Genomic DNA, 17,025 nt, shown 5'->3' with positions numbered 1-17,025 from the left:
CCTATTTGCAGTGCTTGCCGATTTCTGTGCCCAACTCTAACAGTCGTTTGGCTGATTCGGTTCGCGAAAGCAGTACCATCGCATAGCCTTCGCGCATCCAGACCATGCTGGCCGCCACGCCACAAGGGTGGTTCCAAGGGCCCTCTTTGGCATAGTTTTCGTTCACCGGTTTGAGGACGCCAAAGTCCCATTCTCCCGGCGCCCAGTAGGCTGTTAGCACGCTGTTGCCCTTGCGGTAGATCAGTTTTGCGGCTTTTCTGCCTTCGGGCAGTTTGACGCAGGTGCCTCTGTTGAGTTCGTAATCGCCGACTTTGCGCGGCGGCGGCTCTAGGTTGATTTGGTCGTCGTTCAGTTTCTGGGTCAGCATCATCGTCAGGCTATAAGGATCGGGCGAGGCCCCGGCGCTCAGCTGAGTGCGAAGGTAGTCCTGCTCTAAGAATCCCAGAGGCAGAGCCGGCGGCGGCGCTTTGTCTGCGATGTTCAAGTAGGCCAGTGCGGACAAGAGCGTAAGCAGAGCCAGAATCAAGGTCGCCGTCATCAGCCTTGGCTTTCTCAGGCCGAAGACCGTCTGATCGAACGCGGGCATCGAGAACTCCCAATCTAATGGGAGGGGCGTGGCCGCTGTCAGCCGAAGCATGGCTTTCTTGGCCATTTCCAGGTCGGTTACGATGGCTCGGCATTCGCCGCATTCGTAGATATGCGACTGTACTTGGCTCGACTGAACGTCGGTCAGCCGATTATCGACAAAGTCCGAAAGATGCTCGTTGCTGTATCCGCAGATTTTCATGGCCGCGCGCCCTCGTCCAGGTATCCCAAGCGAGCCGCATGTTCGCGCAAGGCGGATCGAAGCTGAAGCCTGCCTCGAAAGAGGCGAGACCGAATAGTTCCGATAGGCACGTCCAGGGCGATGGCAGCATCCTCGTAGCTCAATCCCTGCACATCGACCAGCAGCACAACGTCGCGATACTCATTGGGCAGATCGCGCAAGGCCCTTTCGACAGGCTCGTCCATCATCGAGGCTAACAGCCACTCTTCGGGAGTCCGCTCCCAGCTTCGGGGCTCCCATGTGGAGTCTTGTTGATCGATCAGTTGATCGAGCGAGACGGAGCGAAGCTCCTTCCTCTGCCGCTTATATTGATTGTAAAAGATCGTGAACAAGATTCTAAACGACCACGCTTTGAAATTCGAGCCGGTTTGAAATTGATGGAACTTTTCGAAGGCTCTGAGCAGCGCGTCCTGCAAGAGATCTTTGGCGCCGTCGACGTTGCGCGTTAGGCGCAGCGCCATGTTGTACAGATCGGGCGCGACGCGGGCGCTGAGCCGCTCGAACTCTTCGTGCTCTCGGTTTCGATTAAAAAGGGACATCAGGTTCAATCAGGCTACGGGGAATTGTAACACAGAACGAGGCGGATTAGTTCCCTTGGCGAGGATTCACGGTGATGGTTCTTTCTCTCGTGTAGAGCGCGATGCCTGGGGCCGATTTCCTCGGCTTGCGAACATGTTTCTTGAGCGTATAGTCCACCAGCACCGCTCCCGCGTGCTTGTCGGCGCTGTTTCGAGCGGCGGCCAGTGCGGCGAATTCTATGGTGCGACGAGGCACTCGCTCTGGTCGGTTCTCCGTACGAATGACGACATGCGCGCCGACCGCTTGGCGAACGTGCAGCCAAATGTCGTTGGGCGAGGCGACTTTTGTGGTCAGATAGTCGTTGGCTTGCGCCGATTCGCCCATCAGCACCTGATAACCGTCCGGGCTTAGCAATTGCCTGACGCGATGCCCTCCGAATGGCTTCTCTTCGTCGCGCCTGGCTTGCTGCCTTTGGATTCTGAGCCAGCCCTGTTGCTCGGCCTCTTCTTTCAGCTTGTCCAGGTCGGTCGAGCCTTCGAGCTTGAGCAGGAAGGCTTGCAGGCGTTCGATTTCTTGCTCGATGGCCTCGGCCCGTCGTTGGAGGCCTTCAAGGTTCTCTCGAGATCGTTTGGCCTTGTCGAAATAGAAGGCGGCATTCTCGGGCGTAGATTTTTCTGGGTCTAGATCGATCTGGGCGATGGGCGAGCCCTCCAGGCCATAATCGGGCGCTTCGAGAAAGGATTTTGCCTTAGCCGTATAGCCGTACGCAAGGATGAGTTCGCCGTATCGCTGCCATTTATCGGCTTCGGAGGCGTCTTGCGCCGCCATGCGCACGTCTTGCAATGCGCTTTGACGGGCATCGAGGGCTTTGGCAATCTGGCCAGCGAGCGTTGCAAGGGTTTGCTCGGATTCTCGCGCCGTCAGGATGGCCTTAGCGGCTTGCTCCCAGGCATTGCTGAGCGATTCGCGGGAGACTTGCTGCTGCGCTGGAATTGTGCCGACGGGGAACGGGTATGCGCCGATGATGCGCTTCTTTTCCTCGTCATAGATGGCCACTGGAGAGAACTCGAGGTTTTTCAAGCGATTTTGCCAGGCTTGGAAGTCTTGTTCTGCTTGCTCTATCGAGAACGGGCTCAGCCAGCCTTTGCACGCTTCTAAGGTCTGCGCATCAAGGGGCGTCTTGCGATCTGGGTCGTATCCGGGCGGCGGGGAGTAGTGCGATCCGGGCTGCATAGGACGATGTTTGCTCTTGGCGGGCGGGATCCAGCGGGCGGCCGCCAGCGCGCGGCCCTCCGAGTCGAGATAGAAGAGATTGCAGCGATTTCCCGTCAGTTCCGCTACTAATCGCTCTCTGTCTCCCTCGGCTGTTTCAACGTCTATGAGGGTTATGCGATCGAATCCTAACTGTCGGATCGCCGTGATGCGCGCGCCTTTTAGCCGTTTGTGCAGGAATGTACTAAGATGGCCGGTTCCTTTGGGCGGACGGATTGTAGAAGCAAGCATAAGCGGCAGCCGGGGGTCGAGCGAGACCAGCAAGCGACGGATAGAGTTTTGGCAATTGACGACGAGCGAAACTTCGGTCGGCTTTGGCTGGTCGACGCCTTGAATCTCGCCGCCTGCCCAGCTCTGAAGCTCGCAGACGATCGCATAGAGCGATACGGAGTCGAAGATCGGTCTCGGGCTCACGCAGGCATGTGGGGAATGCGCACGTCCACCTCTTCCACATGGCTCTCTCCTAAGCCAAATGGGATCGGCTCGCCATTCCGGCGCAACAGATCGATATAGCCTTCGATAGCGCGCTGGGCTAACGCGATAGCCTCTTGCTTGCTATTGCCTTTTGTGATACATCCGGGAAGACCCGGCACTGTGGCGATATAACCGCCGTCCATGTCCGGCTGGATATGAACGTATAGTCGCATTGTTTGTTTTCTCCCTCAAGCGGGCGCGTTGCCCAATAGATTATACAGCGGTTTTGGCGTTTCGGCACAGGTAGACTCGTCCACGTGCGCCGATCTTCTAAGATTGCCCCTGCCGAAGCGATCCGAGCGGACTACGAGGCGATGACCGCGACCGAGCACCTGCGCATAGGCGAGGAGGCGCGCCAGATGATCCATCTGTACGCTGCGCTCAGCCACTCGCACGAGGGCCATGTGCGATATGGCGACCGTCGCTACCCGAACACGACCTTTCGGGACGTTGCCGAGGCGCTACGGTTGTCGTCTCGGGCGGTTCAGCAGGCGCAGGCCAACTTGATCGACGAAGTAGAGCAGTTCGCTACATTGGCGATGAGTGGGAAGGCAGGACGGAGCTTGCTGAACTCGGACGGCGAGCCGCTGTTTCGGTTGCCTTTGTTCTACTTTTTGGACGTTGATCCGGACGATGTGCTGCGCGGCTTGTACTTGGGCGGTTTGCGGGATGCGGCGGAGGTGCGATCGGAGGCCGAGAGCCGTTATCACTGCGACATCGGCGCGGGTCGGATGCTGCCGGTTTTTTTGGAGGCGCTGGATCGTTTAGGGCTGGACGGCGCAGAACTGGCTCACGGCGAGCATTTTGCCCGAATCGACGAGTATCGGCAGAAGGGCTTGTTGGGCGAATACGGGCAGCCCGGAGTGGCGCCGATGTTCGTTCGCTACCGTCGCGGGCGCGGGGCTTCGGACGATGCGGCGATCGTGGCGGCCGGGATGCTTTGGGGAGTTGGCGTTGCGGCGGGCGTTGCGCTGGCCGACTTTATCGACACCTTTGAAAAGGGCTTTGGGGAGTACTTGGATCGAGATTACGAGGCAGCCCTGCGCATTGAGAGCGAGTGGGGCGGATTGAAGATGGGGCGGGAGGAAGCTTATCGTCTGATTATGGCTTGCGCCAAGCCAGAGGGGGATGTGAAATGGCCCGACTGCTCGGCGCGGTACTTGGTTCGATCGGATTTGCGTTTGGCAGCCTGCGCTTTAGAGGCGCACTTTTTGCATCTGTTGGGCCTGCCCGCGCCTCAGATGGATCTGGACCGCCGCCGCATCGACAACCACTGGTTCTACGCCCAGGTACGGGAGAGGATACAGGGCCTCTAGAACTTCTTCCCCAACGCCAAGATGTAACGGCTGGTCGCCTTCTTTGCGCCGGGCGCCGGGGTCGAATCGTAGTCGAAAATCGCCAGCAAATTGACCGTGAACGCGCCGCCCAACTCCTGCTCGATTACCACCCGAGCGATGGAGTAATAGTCGTCAAAATCGCTCAGTTTGGGCAGGAAGGTCAGGTCGTGCTTGAGGATGGCGCCGTTCCACAAAGCCATATCGAACAAATAGCCCGCCCGACCATTGAGCGTGCTGGTGCCTGCGGCGCCGACAAAGTCCTCCTTGACCCATGTCGCGCCCGCTTCGAGGCTCAGGTTCATGTCGGAACGTCGGATCGCCCTATAGCCTAGCCCTCCGCCGATCAGAGTTCGCAGATCCAGCAAGTTGATCCGATCATTGCGAAGGCCCAGCGCCACAAAGCCGTACCAAACGTCGCGCAAGGCAAAGTTCTGATCGGCGTTAGCGAACCAGGCGTCGGTGGTGGTCGCACCGTCCTGCTTGGCAAACAGATAGGCGGCCGAGACGATGGTTTTTGTGGAGCCTTGCTCGCGCTGGGCGCCAAAGATCAAGTCCAGACCTTCGCTGTTCTTGGTGGCGCGGCTGACGGAGAGGCTGAGACCGACCGAGCCTTTCCACTGGCCGTCCTGAGCATAGGAACAGATGACGAGCGCGACGAGCGAAACGGCGAGAAGAATCCTCATGACGACCTCCGTATCATCAAGATGCGAGAAGGATTCTACCTGGCGCCCAACTCCGCCAGCAGTCTTTCCATCACAGCCTCGGGACGGATACTGTTCATGCATTGATGAACCGGCAATAGACAGTCCGCGTTCTTAAAGCGATTCTGTCGGCACAGGTCGCACGGTTCGTCCGGCAGCAAAACAATCAAGTTGTTCGCTCGAGGCGTCCAAAGCTCGTAGTTGCTGGCTCCGAACAGCGCCAAAGTTTTTGTGCCCGATGCATAGGACATATGCATGATGCCATTGTCAACCGTAACGCAGGCTCGGCAACGAGCCAATGCGCCGACCACTTGGGGCAGAGCGAAGCGACCGCGCAGATCGATCAGCTCCGTTTCGGCCAATAGCCTTGTCTCCGCGTCGCCTGTGTTGTAGACCGCGCTCTGCATCGCCGGCTTGTTTCCCAACAGTCCGACGCTTAAGCCATGCGTAGAACAGAGCCGAAGGAACGCTATCCAATGATCGGCGGACCAGAGTTTGGCAGAGCGGCGACCGCCGGTCGAGATTAGCACGTCTGGAATCTCGCATTCCGGATCGGCCTGAGGAAGCTCGCACTTATGAAAGTCGGTCTGGACAAAGCACATTCGGCACCAAATCTCGCCGATGAAGTTGCTGTCCAAGACATCGCCGAACCTCTCCATAAAGTCCAGCTCCGACCAGTAGGCGGTATGAAGCTCGTGGACTTTGCCTGGGGGCTTTGGAATCTCGGCGCGCAGGTCTTGCGTCCAGCAGTTGCCGACCACGAAACGAGCGTTGATCAGCCGGGCTGCCATAGCAAGCGCGGGATGAAAATCGGCATTGATGGCCAGATCGTATTCGCCCGCCTCCCTCTTCCGGCGTTCGACGTAGCCAATCAGTTCGCTCATTCGGTCGCCTGCGCCAAAGACTGAAACGCGCGAATCGATCAGGTCGGACGCTTCCTCGAACTCCTTGGTATGGTCGCCGCCGAAGTAGTCGATCGTGCAGCCGGGATACTTCTCTCGAAGCCCCCTCAATAGCGGCGTAATGATCACAAAGTCGCCCAGGGCATCGTAAAAGAGCACGGCGATGTGGGGCGATGGTCGCAAAGAGTGATCGTTGAAGGCTTCCACTCAGGCTCTATCCTTGTACCAGGCATCGGCAAATTGCTTGAACTCTGGCTGGCGCTCTTTGATGGCCTTCCACCAATCGCGGTTTTCGGCGTACCATCGCACGGTCTCTTCGAATGCACTTTCGAAGTCGGCTTTCGGCGCCCAGCCGAGCGCCTTCAGCTTATCCGAGTTCAGAGCATAGCGACGATCGTGACCCGGCCGGTCGGCGACGCTCTTGATCAGACTTTCAGGCTTGCCCAATACGGTCAGCAAGCGCCTCGCAATCTCAATGTTTTCGCGCTCGTTGCCTCCGCCGATGTTATAGGCCTCCCCCGGCTTCCCTTTTTGCCATGCGGTCAGGATGCCCGAGCAATGGTCGTCCACGTACAGCCAGTCGCGCCGCTGCCTGCCATCGCCGTAAAGGGGCAAGGGTTTGCCCTCGATAGCATTCGAAACGAACAGGGGCAAGACTTTCTCTGGGTACTGCCTTGGCCCAAACGTATTGCTGCCTCGAGTTACGATAGCAGGCAGGTCATAAGTGACGAAAAAGGCGCGGCACATGAGGTCGGCGCTGGCCTTGCTGGCGGCATAGGGCGAGTTGGGTCGCAAAGGCGATTCTTCCGTAAACTCGCCCTCTTCGATAGAGCCGTACACTTCGTCGGTGCTGACGTAGACAAAGCGTTCGATCTCTCTCGACGCTTCTAGGAGCACATAAGTCCCGTATACATCGGTGGTTACAAAGTTATCGGGATTGACGATGGACCGGTCTACGTGGGTTTCGGCGGCCAAATGGAGCAAATCGGTAGCGCCTGCCAGCGTCTTGCGGACGCAATCCCGGTCTCTCACATCGCCGTGAACGAACTCGATCTGGGATTCGATTGCAGCAAGATTTTCTCGTCGTCCAGCGTAGGTCAGCGCGTCCAAAACGACCACTTGATAATCGGGGTAGTCGCTTAAGAGCCGGCGCACGAGCCAACTACCAATAAACCCCGCGCCCCCGGTTACCACGACCCTTCTCATCGCTAAGATGATACCAGCCGCGACCTCTTGTATTTGGACGCAGAGGCGGGGTATAATTTAGAATACATTTGTGTAACCAGGAGGAGGGCTGACGATGGACTTTCGAGAAGTGATTTTGAAGATGACCGAAGAGGCGAACAAGACGTTTTTCCGCATGGCCAAAGCGACCAAGCCAGACAAGATCGGTTGGAAGCCGCTAGACGAGGGCCGATCGGTGTTGGACATGGCGCAAGAGGTCGCCCATTCGCCAACATGGGGCGCCGGAATGCTGGCCACGCGCGAGGCGCCTAAGTTCGACGAGGCGATGTTCGAAGAGTACAACCGAGAACGTTCTCAATGGACGACCCTCGAAGCGTGCGAGCAGAAGTGCAACGAGAACATGGCCCAGTTGGCCTCGGCTCTGCGGGCTTTTCCTGTCGAGAGCCTCAAAGAGACTATCACGTTGCCTTTCGGCGAGGGCATGACCCTCAGTTTCGAGCAGATCGCCATGCTTCAGCATTGGAACACGACCTATCACACTGGGCAGGTGGCCTATGTCCAGACGCTGTACGGCGACAAGAATATGCACTAAGCGCAAATGCGGCGGGGCGGCAGGAGCTCCTCCGCCCTTGCCGAACATTGGCGGGCTTAAAGGAGGCCGATCATGCTTCAAGGGCTTTGCGAGGCAGTGCTTTACGTCAACGACATGGCCAAGATGGTCGATTTCTATCGCGGATCGCTGGGATTGACCCTCACATTTCCGCAGGGGGTCGAGGATTTTGCCGATCAGCACTGGATAATGTTCGATACCGGCCAATGCACGCTTTGCCTGCACAAATGGGAGCAGCCTCTCAACGGCTCTTTCAATCCAGAACTGGTCTACAAAGTGCAGGACATCCACGCGGCGCACGCCTGGCTTCAGGGCTTAGGCATAACGCCCAACGAACCGCACGAGGTGGCGCCGGGCATCTGGATCGTCAACGCGCGCGACCCGGAAGGCAATCTGATCAGCTTTGAAGCAAGGACGTAGAATGCCGGTCGTTCGAATCACGCGCCACTTGCAAAAGTTCTTTCCCCATCTGCCGTCAACCGGATTCGAGGTTGACGGCAGCACAGCAGCCGAGCTGATCCGCTCGCTAGACGCTCTCTATCCCGGCATCGCGGGCTATTTGGTAGACGAGCAGGGCTCTCTGCGCAAGCATGTAAACGTCTTTATCGACGGCGAGATGGCGATGGACCGGGCAAAACTGAGCGACAGCGTAGAAAAGGCAGAAGAGGTCGTCATCATGCAGGCGCTTTCGGGAGGATAACGGGAATGCTGAGGATGATTATTGGGACGCGCAAAGGCGTTCAGATATACGGGTTTGACGGTCAATGGCGGATGGAGAGCGAGGCGTATGTCGGCGATCCGGTTTCTTACGCCTGCTATGACGACCGGAACCACACGCTGTGGGCGGCGCCCAGCCACGAGCATTGGGGGCCAAAGTTAGTACGCTCGAGAGATTATGGCGCGAGTTGGGAGGAAGTTCCGACACCGGCCTATCCCGAAGAAACGGGCACAAAACTGACCTATCAGTGGGTCATCCAGCCCGGACCAAAAAGCAAACCCGATCGGCTGTACATGGGCACTTGTCCTGGGGGCCTGTTCATTACGAACGACGGCGGGGACAATTGGAGCCTCTGCCCAGGCCAATGGGCGCAGAAGGAGAAGGACGGCAAGCATTGGTTTGGAGGCGGACGCGACGACCCCGGCATTCATTCGGTCGTGGTGGACGAAGCGAACCCCGATCATCTTTACATCGGCGTCAGTTGCGCGGGCGTTTACGAGACTTATGACGGCGGAGAGACATGGGCGGCCAAGAACAAGGGTTTGCTGGCAGAGTTTTTGCCCGACCCCCATGCCGAACTGGGGCACGATCCGCACTTGTTGGTCGCCGCCCCTTCCGATCCGTCGCGCATGTGGCAGCAGAACCATTGCGGCATCTTTCGTTCGGACGATGCGGGCGCCTCTTGGTCCCGCGTATCGACGCCGGGCGATGCGGCGCATTTTGGCTTCCCTATCTGTGTGGACGCCAACGATCCCGATATTGCATATGTGGCTCCGGCTAAGAGCGACGAGGTGCGCGTGGCCTACGAACGGGGAATCTGTATCGCCCGTACGCGCGACGGCGGACAGTCCTGGCAGACATTGAGCAACGGCCTGCCCCAACAAGGCGCGTACGACATTGTCTATCGACATGCGCTTGATTTGAAGGGCGATCACTTGGCGTTTGGCACCACGACAGGGAACGCGTTTTACACGACGGACGGAGGCGAAAGTTGGAAATGTCTGAGCAACTACCTCCCGCCGATCTATTCCGTGCGATTTGCCGAGTGGTAATTGGGCCAATCCGTGCTATCATCTGTACAGAGGTGAAGAGACATGGCAGCTGGAGGCGATGCTGAAATCAGAAGGATGGTTTTGCGAGAAGTTTCGAAACGACACGTCGATACCTCTCTGATGGACGTGATGGTGATGCACGGCGTGGTCTATATGAGGGGCACGGTGCGCGGCATTCGCGGCCACAGTTTCGATCTAAAGGCCGAGATGGAGCTGATCCGTCGCATTTTGCGCCAGAAGCAGGGCGTGCGCGACGTGGTACTGGACGTAATCTGCCGGATGTAAAGGCGGAAGATTGGTGGAGGCGGGGGGAATTGAACCCCCTTCCAAAGCCGTCAGATTCGCAAGCCTCTACGAGCGTAGATCGCCTTTATTGTCTCGCGCCGCTGTCCCGACGAACGGGGCTTTGCGTCGCCAGCCCTCTTGATCTCCTTCCTGGGCCAAGAGCCGAGCCTTTGGAAGCAAGTCGACCTTTTTCACGCCTGAGCCGTACCCGGCCGACCGGGGCACAGCGAGACGGCTGCCTTAATTAGGCAGCGAGTGCATAGTTATTCGCACTTCTTGTTTGCCGCTTTTTTACGAGGCCAGCGGCGCCTCGGCTCGCAACCTGCGCCTGAAGCGTCTCTGTCGAACCCTGACGCCCCCGCAACATAATTATACCATCCTTGGCCGCTTTTGGTTCCAATCTAAGGCTATAATCTGCCTATGAGAGTTCTTCTTCTGCTCGCTGCTCTGTTGCCCGCCGTCTCTTGGGCCGATCTCTCGCAGCCAGGCCCTTACGCGGCCGGATGGCAGAGAGTCTCCGTCGCCCGCCCCAATTCGACCACATTTTCCGCCTACCTGTTCTACCCGGCTCTCGCCAGGGGGTCCGGCGCTGCGTATCGGTCGGACGGCGCGCCCTACCCGGCGATTTCGTTCGGCCACGGTTTTTTGCAACCGGTTACAAGATATCAATCGACTTTGGAGCATCTGGCGACGCACGGCTATTTCGTAATCGCCTCCGAGTCGGAAGGCTCGCTCTTCCCAAGCCATGCGAACTTTGCAAACGACATGCGGCTATGTTTGACTTGGTTGGAGCAACAAAACGGCAACCCCGCATCGTGGCTTTTCGGCCAGTTAGCGATCGACCGATTCGGATTGAGCGGACACTCGATGGGCGGAGGATGCAGCCTATTGGCGGCATCGGGCGACTCTCGGATTCGCGCGGTTGCCAACCTCGCCGCCGCGGAGACGAACCCCTCTGCGATTGCGGCCATGCCGGGCATTCGCGCGCCCGTGAGCCTCATTTCGGGAAGCAGCGACACCATTGTGCCCGTCTCGACCAACGGACAAAGAATGTACGACGCGGGTTTTGCGCCAAAGACGCTGCCCGTCATTCAAGGCGGATGGCACTGCGGGTTTGAGGATTCTTCTTCGTTTGGATGCGACAGCGGCCCGCTCTCAAGAGCGGTTCAGCTTCAAATAACGCGCAGGCTTCTGACCGAGTTTTTCAATCTTTATCTAAAGGGCGATGCGACTTTGGCGGCAAACGTCTGGAGCGCGCCCAACAGCGCCGAGGTCGTTCGACAATCCAATCCCGGCCTCGTTGTGCAACCGTCATCGGCCGAAGTCCAGATTATAAAAAAATCTCGAGGCGAAATCGCGCTACAACTTGCCAACACGGCGCGCGAGCCGGCCCACTATGCGGCGCAAGCGGCCAACTCGGGCTGGCTGGTCAGCATTTCGCCCAACCCTGCTCGATCGCTGAGCCCCGGCGAAAGCCAGACGATTTATGTCAAAGCGGTTTATCCATCGGACACCGAACCGCTCGGCAATCTGGTCGAGATCGATTTTTACGCGACGAGCGACCCGTTGACAAGGGTCCGCGTCAGGCTGCTTTTAAAATGGCCCGATTGATTCAATCAGAAACCGCGGAGAACGCCGCCTGCAGAATGTCCATCGCTTGAGCGACATCGCGCTCGGTTATGATCAGCGGCGGCGCCATGCGAATCGTATCCTCGCCGACCGGATTCACCAATAATCCGCGCTCTAACGCAGCCTTGCAGACGGCTTTAGCAATCGGGCGAGTAAGACCGATGCCAATGAGAAGCCCGGCGCCGCGCACCTGCGATATGGGCAAGCCAGCCGCTGTCAGCTTTTTGAGCCCCGATTGAAGCTCATGGCCGACTCGTTCTGCGCTGACAAGCAGGTTCTCTTGCTCGATAGTCTCAATGACCGCCAGAGCCGCTGTACAGGCCAGCGCGTTGCCGCCAAAGGTCGAGCCGTGCTCTCCCGGCTTCAGCAGATCGGCAACTTCTCCTCTCGCCAAGCAGGCGCCGATCGGGAATCCCCCTCCCAAGCCCTTGGCCACCGTCATTAAGTCAGGCGCTATGCCTAACTTTTGGCAAACGAACCATCGACCGGTGCGCCCCATCCCGCATTGAATCTCGTCCAAAATCAGCAGCGCCCCATGCTTGTCGCACAGTGCGCGGGCCTCGTGCAGGATTAGCGGGTTGATCGGCCTGACCCCGCTCTCTCCTTGGATCGGCTCGACCAAAACCGCGCAGGTATTGGCATTGAAAGCCTCGTTCAATGCGCGGGCGTCGTTCGGATCGACGTATCGAAAGCCTGGAAGCAACGGCTTGAAAGGGTCCTGATACTTGGGCTGCGCGGTTGCCGACAGCGCGCCCATGGATCGACCATGAAACGCGCCGTGAAAGGCGATGATCTCCGGCTCCTCGATGCTCCGGGTCTGGGCGTGTTTGCGCGCGATCTTGATAGAGGTCTCCACGGCCTCTGCGCCGCTGTTAACGTAGAAGACCTTGTCCATGCCCGATATGGCGCAGAGTTTTTCCGCCAATTTCGCCTGGGGCTCCGTCAGATAGAGATTGCTGACGTGCATCAGGGTTGCGGCTTGGCGCGAGATCGCATCGACCAATCTTGGGTGACAGTGGCCGATGCTGCAGACGGCGACTCCGGCAATGAAATCGAGATATTCCTTGCCTTCGGAGTCGTAAAGGCGAGCACCCTCGCCCCTCACAAAGAGCGGCGCCTGGCGCAAATAGGTCCCCATCACCCATTGCTGGTCGATCTCGCCGACCGACTGGGCTGTCTTAACGTCGAGCATGTTCCTCCTTCAGGCGGCGAAGGAGTCTAAATTGTGCCGAGCGAGCGGATTGTCCGGCTCGAGCTCTAACACGACCTCGAAGTGCCTCTTCGCCTCCTCGAGTCTACCCTGATCGCGAAGGGTGATAGCCAGGTTGAGGCGCGCGTCCACAAATTTCGGGTTGATCTCGACCGCCCGCTCAAACTCAGCAATCGCCTCGAGCTCCTTTCCCAGCGCGGCCAGCGCCATGCCGTAGTGATTGCGAATGTCGGCATAGTCGGGGCTCAGCGCCAAGGCGCGCCGATATTCGTCCGCCGCCTCTTCGAAGTTGCGCTGACGGTAGAAAGCATCGCCTCGCTGGGCATGGACCAGAGCGTCGTCCGCCGCGGCGCACGGGATGGTCTCGAAAACGGAGAGGGCTTCTTCGTACCGATCTGCCTCGTGCAACGAAAGCGCCTCGGAGAATCGGCCGTTCTTAAACGAAGGCTCGACCGCCATCGCCTCGTACAGACGCTGAAGGCCAGTCTCTCGATCGCCCGACTCGTACTTTAGCAATGCGTCGCAAAGCATCGCCTTGGCAAACTGCGGATTGATGCTCAGCGCTTCGTTCAGGTGGGTTTGAGCGTCCTCAAACCGCTTCAGTCGCCTCAGGGCATCGGCGCGCTGAAAGTGCAGGTCGGCGTATTGAGGCTGAATCTCCAGCGCTTGCAGGAAGTGCTTCTCCGCCTGATCGTACTGTCCGTGCTTAAAGCAAGTCTGCCCCAGGTGCGTATGCGTCTCGGCCACATAGAATCGGGCTAATTTGGCCACCATGCGATCCTTGGCTTCCGATGCAGCCTGTTGGAACAGCGGCAGCGCGTCCGAGAAGCGCTGAGCGTCAAAAAGCTTGATCCCCTCATCGTAGGCCGGACTGCGACCTTGCCCAAAGAAGCGCTGAAAAAAAGACATCTGATGCCTCCCTAAATGTGCTGCACGGCGTGGGCGTGTATAGGTGCGTCTGCGAGCCGCCCAATGCCGCGATAATGGAATCCGATCTTGCTCATGCGCACCGGATCGTAGATGTTCCGCCCATCGAATAGATACGGCTGCCGCATGACTTTCTTGATCCGCTCCATGTTCAACTGTTTAAACTCGTTCCACTCGGTGATCAGCACGAGAGCGTCTGCGCCTTCCGCCGCGTCGTACGAGTTTCTACAATATGTAATCTTCGGAAGAATCTCCTGCATATTTACCGTTGCCGCCGGATCATAGGCCCGAACCTTTGCGCCGCGCTTTAACAGCTCCCGAATGATCTCGATCGACCGAGCATCGCGCACGTCGTCGGTGTTGGGCTTAAAGGCCAGCCCTAGCACGGCTATGGTCTTGCCGTCCAAGCCGTTCATATCCGCCACCATGCGGTCCACGAACTCCGCCGGACGGCGGTCGTTGATCTCCAATATGGAGCGCATCAAGGTAACGTCCACGCCTAACATCTCGGCCGAGTGAATGAGAGCCTTCAAGTCTTTGGGGAAGCAGGAGCCGCCAAAACCGAGCCCGGCCTGCAAGAACTGATTGCCGATCCGACTGTCCGCACCCATGCCCTTGGCCACTTGCGTAATGTCCGCGCCTACGCGCTCGCACAGGTCGGCAATGGTGTTGACAAAGCTGATCTTCATGGCCAAGAAGATGTTGGAGGCGTACTTGATGATCTCCGCGGTCGGCAGGTTGGTTATGATCATCGGCCTTTCGAGCGGCGCATAGAGTTCGACGATCCGCAGCGCCGCGCGCTGATTGTCCGCGCCGATCACGATTCGATCGGGATAAAGCGTGTCGTAAATGGCGGAGCCTTCTCGCAGGAACTCTGGGTTCGAAACCACATCAAAATCGATGCTGTCGGTGCGATGCTTCTCGATGATCCGCCGCACATAGTCGCCTGTGCCTACCGGCACGGTGGACTTTGTTACAATGATCTTGTAATCGTTTAGATTTCGTCCGATCGTTGCCGCGGCTTCTTCGACATATCGAAGATCGGGCTCTCCAGTATCGCGGGGAGGCGTGCCTACGGTGATGAAAACGACCGAGGACTTGGCCACAGCCCCGTCCACATCGGTGGTCGCTCGCAATCGGCCCTCGGCCAAGTTGCGCTGAAGGAACTCTTCAATGCTCGGTTCGAAGAAAGGCGCCCGGCCCGCATTGATCGCCTCGACCTTGGCCGGATCGGTATCCACGCACCAGACATCGTTGCCCAAGTCTGCAAAAACAACGCCCGTAACCAAGCCCACGTAACCGCTGCCCAAGACAGCGATGTTCATAAACGCTCCTCCACGCTAATTGATTGTCGGCATTCCCGTTCTTTTAACTTATTGCAATGCGAGCAAACTCCTCGGACTTCAGACTCGCGCCGCCTACCAGAGCCCCGTCCACACTGGGCAGTTTTAAGTACGAACCCGCATTGGCGCCGTTCACGCTGCCGCCATAAAGCGTCCGGCAAGACTCGGCGCATTCGGTTCCAAGCATATCTGCCAGTTTTGCCCGAATCTGCCCGCAAATCCGCTCCGCCTCGTCCGGCTCGCACGCTTGGCCCGTGCCGATAGCCCACACAGGTTCATACGCCACGACCAGGCCATAGAGTTCCTCGCCGTCGATCCCTGCCAGCGCGCCTTCCAACTGATTCGCGATAACCTCATCCGTTTTGACAGATTCTCGCTCGGATAAAGTTTCACCGACGCACAAAATCGGCGTCAAACCGTGCGGCAAAGCCGCCTTTATCTTGCGGTTGATCGTCGCGTCGCTCTCGGCAAAGTAGGCCAAATCGTCCTCGCTGTCCGTTTTGCCGAACCGCCCCCGCGTCTCGCTGTGCCCTAATATGACATACCGACAACCGCAACTGACGATCATCGAGGGCGAGACTTGCCCCGTGTAGGCGCCCTGCTCCTTCCAAAACAGGTTCTGCGCTCCCAGTCCGATGTGCGTGCCCGACAAGACCGACGAGACCGCGCCCAACGCCGGGAACGCCGGACAAACGGCCACATCCTGGTGATCCAGGTCCGGAATGTGGCGCAAGAGCTGCTCGGCATAGGCCGCGGCCTCGGGCGGGGTCAGATGCATCTTCCAGTTTCCGGCGATCAAGCGCTTCCTCATAGAAGGGTCTCCTGTTAGCGTTATTATGCGACATTGGCAAGAATCCTTCGAGAGAGAGGCCGTTCGGGGTATAAATCTGAACGAACTCTCGGGAGGACGACCATGAAAATGCCAAAGCTGCCCGGCGGAATGGGCAATATGCAAGACCTGATGAAACAGGCGCAGAAGATGATGGAAGACGCGCAGCGCCTGGAAGAAGAATTGGACGCAGAGCGCGTGGAGGCTACTGCCGGCGGAGGCGTCGTCAAAGCGACCGTCAGCGGCAAGGGCGAACTGGTGGCGCTCTCTATCCAGCCGGATGCCGTAGACCCGGACGACGTGGAGATGCTGCAAGACCTGATAGTGGGCGCGGTGCGCGAAGCGCAATCCAACGCCGAAAAAGTGAGAGCCGAAAGGACGAGCGCGCTGACCGGCGGATTAGGCGGCGGCCTGCCTTTCTAGCGCCCGCGCAGAATGCTCTTTCCCCGCACTCTGGAGCGACTGACGCGCCGATTGGAGAACCTGCCGGGCGTGGGTCCCAAATCGGCCCAGCGCCTGGCGCTCTTTCTGTTGCGCCGCCCAGTCGAGGAGATTCAAGAGTTTGCCGAAGAACTGCTGACCATGCGCTCGACAGTCGGGTTTTGTACGCTGTGCGGTTTTTTGGCCGAGGGCGCCGTGTGCGAGATCTGCCAATCGCCCGGACGAAGGCGCGACCAGATTTGCGTGGTGGCGGACGCCCGCGATGTGGTGGCACTGGAGCGGGCGGGCGAGTATCACGGGCTCTATCACGTGCTGCACGGGCTGATATCGCCCCAAGACGGCGTGAACCCGGAAAAACTGCGATTGAACGAACTAATAGCGCGGGCGTCTGACGGCGAAGTGAGCGAAGTGATCATTGCCACCAGCCCTACCGTCGAGGGCGACACGACCGCGCTCTACGCGGCGAGAATGCTGAAGCCGACGGGCGTCAAGGTCTCTCGAATTGCCTACGGGATGCCCGTGGGCGGCGATCTGGACTATGCCGACGCGGCCACCATCGCCTCCGCCCTCGAATGGCGCCGCGAGATGTAGCCGATTCGTACTCAGTTTTGTGCTACATTCGCGCAGATTCCCCTTCGGCTCGCGGGGACGCTCGCCCTCCCGGTCCGATCCCCACACCCGTCGTTCGGAACGCCAGGCTTCTGCCTGGCCCGTCCGATCCGATGGCTTTCGCTCCCCTCCCTAAACTCGCCAGAGTTTGGGGAG

At 58.6% G+C, this 17,025-nt stretch carries 20 protein-coding genes and 1 other RNA gene; 9 read left to right on the top strand and 12 right to left on the bottom strand.

What is annotated here, in order from left to right; genetic code table 11:
• Window position 1 precedes the first annotated feature (1 nt).
• From HUU60_00105 to HUU60_00090, 4 genes are read right to left on the bottom strand one after another with little or no spacing between them, the layout of a single operon-like run.
• A complete protein-coding gene (locus tag HUU60_00105) occupies window positions 2-787 on the bottom strand; it encodes a hypothetical protein (GenBank protein ID NUL81109.1) in 786 nt (261 codons plus the stop codon).
• Window positions 784-1,365 (bottom strand): sigma-70 family RNA polymerase sigma factor, encoded by a 582-nt coding sequence (locus HUU60_00100; GenBank protein ID NUL81108.1) that lies wholly within the window; start codon window positions 1,363-1,365, stop codon window positions 784-786. Before HUU60_00100 ends, HUU60_00105 begins: the two co-directional genes overlap by 4 nt.
• Window positions 1,366-1,411: 46 nt before the next feature.
• A complete protein-coding gene (locus tag HUU60_00095; GenBank protein ID NUL81107.1) occupies window positions 1,412-3,031 on the bottom strand; it encodes a fibronectin-binding domain-containing protein in 1,620 nt (539 codons plus the stop codon).
• Window positions 3,028-3,264, bottom strand: coding sequence for a type II toxin-antitoxin system HicB family antitoxin (locus HUU60_00090; GenBank protein ID NUL81106.1), 237 nt, complete (start codon window positions 3,262-3,264; stop codon window positions 3,028-3,030). The genes HUU60_00095 and HUU60_00090 overlap by 4 nt, the downstream gene beginning before the upstream one ends.
• Before the next feature lie 84 nt (window positions 3,265-3,348).
• On the opposite strand from HUU60_00090, the gene HUU60_00085 reads away from it, so the two are divergent.
• Window positions 3,349-4,407 (top strand): hypothetical protein, encoded by a 1,059-nt coding sequence (locus tag HUU60_00085; GenBank protein NUL81105.1) that lies wholly within the window; start codon window positions 3,349-3,351, stop codon window positions 4,405-4,407.
• On the opposite strand, the gene HUU60_00080 is transcribed toward HUU60_00085, so the two are convergent.
• Genes HUU60_00080 through rfbB form a run of 3 tightly spaced genes read right to left on the bottom strand, consistent with a single transcriptional unit; the run spans window position 4,404 to window position 7,237 of the window.
• A complete protein-coding gene (locus HUU60_00080) occupies window positions 4,404-5,111 on the bottom strand; it encodes a DUF481 domain-containing protein (GenBank protein ID NUL81104.1) in 708 nt (235 codons plus the stop codon). The two genes, HUU60_00085 and HUU60_00080, sit on opposite strands and share 4 nt — an antisense overlap.
• Window positions 5,112-5,146: 35 nt before the next feature.
• Complete coding sequence (locus HUU60_00075) at window positions 5,147-6,238, bottom strand: glycosyltransferase family 9 protein (GenBank protein ID NUL81103.1); 1,092 nt, start codon at window positions 6,236-6,238, stop codon at window positions 5,147-5,149.
• Window positions 6,239-7,237: a dTDP-glucose 4,6-dehydratase gene (gene rfbB / locus HUU60_00070; protein ID NUL81102.1), complete on the bottom strand. Its 999-nt coding sequence runs from the start codon at window positions 7,235-7,237 to the stop codon at window positions 6,239-6,241.
• Window positions 7,238-7,331: 94 nt separating this feature from the next.
• On the opposite strand from rfbB, the gene HUU60_00065 reads away from it, so the two are divergent.
• From HUU60_00065 to HUU60_00045, 5 genes are all read left to right on the top strand, one after another.
• Complete coding sequence (locus HUU60_00065; GenBank protein ID NUL81101.1) at window positions 7,332-7,808, top strand: hypothetical protein; 477 nt, start codon at window positions 7,332-7,334, stop codon at window positions 7,806-7,808.
• Between the two features lie 72 nt (window positions 7,809-7,880).
• A complete protein-coding gene (locus HUU60_00060) occupies window positions 7,881-8,246 on the top strand; it encodes a VOC family protein (protein ID NUL81100.1) in 366 nt (121 codons plus the stop codon).
• A gap of 1 nt (window position 8,247) precedes the next feature.
• The gene (locus HUU60_00055; GenBank protein ID NUL81099.1) at window positions 8,248-8,526 is read left to right on the top strand and encodes a MoaD/ThiS family protein; all 279 of its coding nucleotides are present in this window, start codon (window positions 8,248-8,250) and stop codon (window positions 8,524-8,526) included.
• 5 nt (window positions 8,527-8,531) lie between these two features.
• Complete coding sequence (locus tag HUU60_00050; GenBank protein ID NUL81098.1) at window positions 8,532-9,596, top strand: glycosyl hydrolase; 1,065 nt, start codon at window positions 8,532-8,534, stop codon at window positions 9,594-9,596.
• Window positions 9,597-9,638: 42 nt separating this feature from the next.
• The gene (locus HUU60_00045; GenBank protein ID NUL81097.1) at window positions 9,639-9,881 is read left to right on the top strand and encodes a hypothetical protein; all 243 of its coding nucleotides are present in this window, start codon (window positions 9,639-9,641) and stop codon (window positions 9,879-9,881) included.
• 11 nt (window positions 9,882-9,892) lie between these two features.
• Here the strand turns inward: HUU60_00045 and ssrA are convergent.
• Window positions 9,893-10,241, bottom strand: a transfer-messenger RNA (tmRNA) gene (gene ssrA / locus HUU60_00040).
• 60 nt (window positions 10,242-10,301) lie between these two features.
• Between ssrA and HUU60_00035 the strand changes: the two genes are divergently transcribed.
• Window positions 10,302-11,492, top strand: a complete 1,191-nt coding sequence (locus HUU60_00035; protein ID NUL81096.1) for an alpha/beta hydrolase — start codon at window positions 10,302-10,304, stop codon at window positions 11,490-11,492.
• A 1-nt stretch (window position 11,493) separates the two neighbouring features.
• On the opposite strand, the gene HUU60_00030 is transcribed toward HUU60_00035, so the two are convergent.
• Genes HUU60_00030 through HUU60_00015 form a run of 4 tightly spaced genes read right to left on the bottom strand, consistent with a single transcriptional unit; the run spans window position 11,494 to window position 15,801 of the window.
• Window positions 11,494-12,702 (bottom strand): acetylornithine transaminase, encoded by a 1,209-nt coding sequence (locus HUU60_00030; protein NUL81095.1) that lies wholly within the window; start codon window positions 12,700-12,702, stop codon window positions 11,494-11,496.
• 9 nt (window positions 12,703-12,711) lie between these two features.
• Window positions 12,712-13,629, bottom strand: coding sequence for a tetratricopeptide repeat protein (locus HUU60_00025; protein NUL81094.1), 918 nt, complete (start codon window positions 13,627-13,629; stop codon window positions 12,712-12,714).
• An 11-nt stretch (window positions 13,630-13,640) separates the two neighbouring features.
• Window positions 13,641-14,972, bottom strand: a complete 1,332-nt coding sequence (locus HUU60_00020) for a UDP-glucose/GDP-mannose dehydrogenase family protein (protein ID NUL81093.1) — start codon at window positions 14,970-14,972, stop codon at window positions 13,641-13,643.
• 43 nt (window positions 14,973-15,015) lie between these two features.
• Entirely contained in the window at window positions 15,016-15,801 is a 786-nt protein-coding gene (locus tag HUU60_00015) for a triose-phosphate isomerase (protein ID NUL81092.1), read from the bottom strand.
• Window positions 15,802-15,909: 108 nt separating this feature from the next.
• Between HUU60_00015 and HUU60_00010 the strand changes: the two genes are divergently transcribed.
• Both HUU60_00010 and recR read left to right on the top strand, forming a co-directional pair.
• Window positions 15,910-16,242, top strand: coding sequence for a YbaB/EbfC family nucleoid-associated protein (locus tag HUU60_00010; GenBank protein ID NUL81091.1), 333 nt, complete (start codon window positions 15,910-15,912; stop codon window positions 16,240-16,242).
• A 12-nt stretch (window positions 16,243-16,254) separates the two neighbouring features.
• A complete protein-coding gene (gene recR / locus HUU60_00005; GenBank protein ID NUL81090.1) occupies window positions 16,255-16,851 on the top strand; it encodes a recombination protein RecR in 597 nt (198 codons plus the stop codon).
• Window positions 16,852-17,025 lie beyond the last annotated feature (174 nt).

This window comes from Armatimonadota bacterium (genome assembly GCA_013359125.1).
Taxonomy (GTDB): domain Bacteria; phylum Armatimonadota; class Fimbriimonadia; order Fimbriimonadales; family GBS-DC; genus JABWCR01.
Note: the sequence above shows the minus strand (reverse complement) of the source record. Positions and strands in the feature narration are given on the sequence as shown.